This window comes from Dysgonomonas reticulitermitis (genome assembly GCF_054601275.1).
Genome location: NZ_BAAHWU010000097.1, coordinates 1 through 3,315 on the forward strand (window position 1 = coordinate 1; position 3,315 = coordinate 3,315).

The 3,315-nt window shown below is 34.7% G+C and carries 3 protein-coding genes; 2 read left to right on the plus strand and 1 reads right to left on the minus strand.

Annotated elements, in window-relative coordinates:
* Positions 1-78: 78 nt before the first annotated feature.
* Positions 79-609: an RNA polymerase sigma factor gene (locus tag ACYPZI_RS15630; protein ID WP_459603255.1), complete on the minus strand. Its 531-nt coding sequence runs from the start codon at positions 607-609 to the stop codon at positions 79-81.
* Between the two features lie 343 nt (positions 610-952).
* On the opposite strand from ACYPZI_RS15630, the gene htpG reads away from it, so the two are divergent.
* Together htpG and ACYPZI_RS15640 are read left to right on the plus strand one after the other, a co-directional pair.
* Complete coding sequence (gene htpG, locus ACYPZI_RS15635; protein WP_459603252.1) at positions 953-2,842, plus strand: molecular chaperone HtpG; 1,890 nt, start codon at positions 953-955, stop codon at positions 2,840-2,842.
* A gap of 135 nt (positions 2,843-2,977) precedes the next feature.
* Complete coding sequence (locus ACYPZI_RS15640; protein WP_459603253.1) at positions 2,978-3,196, plus strand: transposase; 219 nt, start codon at positions 2,978-2,980, stop codon at positions 3,194-3,196.
* Positions 3,197-3,315 lie beyond the last annotated feature (119 nt).

The following is a 3,315-nucleotide window of genomic DNA, read 5'->3' on the forward strand; positions in this document are numbered from 1 at the left end:
AACCTATTTCTGCGGCCAATAAAAAAGCCCGCAAAATTGAATTGCAGGCTTTCTCAATATCAAAATATTTAACTCAAATCACTGTCTGTCCTCATATCTATAATCTGCCAATAACTCTTGTAGACGCTTTCGCGCAAAGAAAATACGGCTTTTCACTGTTCCTATAGGCAATCCCAATTGTTGAGCTATTTCCTCATATTTAAATCCCGACACATGCATAGAAAAAGGCAACCTATACTCATCGGAAAAACTGCCTATCACTCTTACGATCTCCGATACAGTATAGGCCCCTTCGGGACTATCAAATCCGGAATCTTGAGGCATATTCAAGTGATAAAGATTCTCAGTTTGATCGATCATTGTCTGGCTACGCACCACACGACGATAATTATTCACAAATATATTGTGCATGATAGTGAATACCCAACCCTTAAAATTAACATTTTCGTAATACTTTTCTTTATTATCCAATGCACGAAGGGTGGTTTCCTGTAACAGATCTTTAGCTTCCTCTCTATTTGAAGTAAGAGTAAGAGCGAAGTTCATCATATTGTTTTGCAAGTCTATTAACTTGTCTTCAAAAACTTTGTTGCTTTCTAGTGTTGCCATCATTTTAAGGTATTTAGTTGGCGAAATATTTTTATTATAGTGCAAGATCTATATCTTGATATTTATCTTGTTTGAGACAAAGTTATATACTTTTTCTATTTTAACTAAAAAAATAGTCTTCTAGCATCGATATATTATTAAAAGCATATAAGTTCAACAAATAACACGCTGATTTTGACTGGACCTAAGTCAGGTTAAAGGGTTAATATCTTTTATAAATTATATCTATTGATAAAAAATCAATATAAATTTCACCTAGCAAGAGCGACAAATTGTCTTATTTGAGTTCTTTGGCATTTATTTTGTTCTTCTTTAGCAAATATAATTAATAAAAATTGAAAATATGTCACAAAGTGGAAAAATTGGGGTTACAACTGAAAATATTTTCCCCATAATCAAAAAATTCTTATATAGTGATCACGAAATTTTCCTTAGAGAATTAGTTTCCAACGCAGTAGATGCAACCCAAAAACTAAAAACATACTCGTCGCTTGGCGAATTTAAAGGAGAACTGGGAGATTTGTATGTAAATATAAAAATTGATAAAGAAAACGGTACTCTGACTATCTCCGACAGAGGTATCGGCATGACCAATGAAGAAATTGATAAATATATAAACCAAATCGCATTTTCTTCTGCCAATGAGTTCCTCGACAAATACAAGAAAGATGCAAATTCCATTATAGGCCATTTCGGATTGGGCTTTTATTCTTCGTTTATGGTTTCTAAAAAAGTAGAGATCATAACCAAGTCATTCAGGGAAGGTGCCGAAGCTGTTAAATGGAGCTGCGACGGTTCGCCTGAATATACAATAGAAGCTGTAGAAAAGGCAGATCGCGGTACAGATATCATATTGTATATTGATGACGAAAATAAGAATTTCTTAGAAAAAAACGAGATAGATAAACTCTTAAAGAAATATTGCCGGTTCTTACCTGTACCAATCGTTTTTGGTAAAAAAACAGAATGGAAAGATGGAAAATCCGTTGAAACGGATGAAGATAATATTATAAACGAAACAAGTCCATTGTGGACAAGAAAGCCGTCTGAACTGAAAGATGAAGACTATAAGAAGTTTTATCAGGACTTGTACCCGTTCTCTGATGAGCCCATGTTTTGGATACATCTGAATGTTGACTATCCATTCAAATTGACAGGGATACTTTATTTTCCACAAATAAAGAGCAATGTAGACCTGAATAAGAATAAAATACAATTATATAGCAATCAGGTATTTGTTACCGATTCGGTAGAAGGCATCGTACCTGAATTCCTTACATTAATGCATGGAGTGCTGGATTCTCCGGATATCCCGCTTAATGTATCACGGTCTTATCTGCAAAGCGATCAGAATGTGAAGAAGATATCGAGCCATATAACTAAAAAGGTTGCTGACAGGCTCGAAGAAATCTTCAAGAATGATCGTACTCAATTTGAAGAAAAATGGGATAGCCTGAAAGTATTCATCGAATACGGCATGCTTACAGATGAGAAATTCAATGATCGGGCACAAAAATTCTGTTTGTTAAAAAACACTGATGGTAAAGCTTTTACATTTGAAGAATACAAAACATTAATATCAACAAACCAAACGGATAAGGACGGAAACCTGATCTATCTTTATGCAAACAATAGAGAAGAGCAATATACATATATAGGTGCAGCAAAAGACAAGGGATATGATGTCGTATTGTTCGATGGACAGCTCGACGTACACATGGCCGGCTTTCTTGAACAAAAGTTTGAGAAGAGCCGTTTCGTCCGTGTAGACAGTGACACCATTGATAATCTGATAGTAAAAGACGACGCTAAAGAAATTAAACTGACTGACAAACAAAAAGAAGAGCTAAGTGAAGCTTTCACTTCTCAGCTGCCAAAGATTGAAAAAGCTGAATTTACGGTCGACTATAAAGCTTTGGGTGAAAAGTCCCAACCTATACAAATAACTCAGAATGAGTTTATGCGACGGATGAAAGAAATGTCGGCAATGCAAACAGGAATGGGTTTTTATGGAGAAATGCCGAATAACTACAATCTTGTGCTGAATATAGAACACCCACTAATAAAGAACATTATGGTTGATATAGACGGTAAAGACAAAAAAGCCGTGGCGTCCTATGCCGAAAGTAACTCAAATATTCGTCAATTAGTCGATTTGGCTCTATTATCGAACGGTATGCTAAAGGGTGAAGCATTAAACAACTTCATAAAAAGAAATATGGAGAACATTTGATACATTCTACAGATTTTAATAAAAAGGGGTGTGTCAAAAATAAAATTACACTATCAAAAGACTTTGTTGCAACGGTATTGTAAAAGAAGGGTTACAGGTGTATTTTTGTATTTGCAAATTCAAAAAAGTAGATACATGAGTACCTCACCGATAACCCAGATCAAAGATAAATATAAAATCAAGAATTGGCAAGCGTATAACAAAAGTTTGTGCCAACGCGGCAGTTTAACCTTATGGTTGGACGAATCAATAATGGAAGAATGGGATCATCTGAGCAGAAAGAAGAAGGAAGTAGGCGAACAAACTTATTCAGACAGTATTATTCAATGTTGTTTGTTGTTGAAAATTAATTAGTCAATCCTTAAAAAGTCATTTTAAGTTCAAGTATAAAAAAGTCTGCCTGTATTTTGCAAAAGAAACAGGCCATTTTTTGTTTGTATTTGTTGATCATTCTCTTGAAGTTGAATCCCGCC